Annotated in this window: 1 tRNA gene; it reads left to right on the top strand. The window is 32.1% G+C overall.

What is annotated here, in order from left to right:
* The first annotated feature begins 186 nt into the window (after positions 1 to 186).
* A tRNA-Ile gene (locus NG904_RS16155) sits at positions 187 to 263 on the top strand.
* The last annotated feature ends 376 nt before the right edge of the window (positions 264 to 639 follow it).

Genomic DNA, 639 nt, shown 5'->3' on the forward strand with positions numbered 1-639 from the left:
AGTGGTTGGGGTGACGTAGTTATAAGGTAGCCGTAGGAGACCAGGAGGGTGGAAATCATGCTTACAATGGAGAGATCTTGTTTACATGATGTTTAACTAGTAATTAAAATATATTTAATTTGAAAAAGAAGGTTTAATTGATTGTAGATTATGTTCAATTTTGAAAGATTAAGTCTTTCAAAGTGAGGGCTTATAGCTCAGCTGGTTAGAGCGCACGCCTGATAAGCGTGAGGTCGATGGTTCGAGTCCATTTAAGCCCACCATTGTTCTTTGAAAATTGCACATAGAATACGAAGTTTAGTGAACCTTAGTACAAGGAATCAAATAATTTTTACAATGAGCGTATTTTATACGTGAATGAAAAAAATTATGCAGATGACAAAGTAATAGGATTCAATAAACAAGTATATTGTATATAATACAACAAGCCAAGAATATATTCTTTGTAATAATTGAAATAATTACCTAGATAATTACTCAAATTAAAATTGGCAAATTGTTTTGTTTATTTATAAGCAAAATAATGTTACGAAGTTTAGTGGCGATAAATACGAGGAAACGAGTATTTTATGAACGGAGCGTATCGTGATACGTGAGTACAGAAAATATGAAGTTAACGAAGTAGTTAGCGACAATAAA

Origin of the sequence: Clostridium sp. ZBS15 (assembly GCF_023845705.1) — a bacterium.
Taxonomy (GTDB): Bacteria; Bacillota; Clostridia; order Clostridiales; family Clostridiaceae; genus Clostridium; species Clostridium aquiflavi.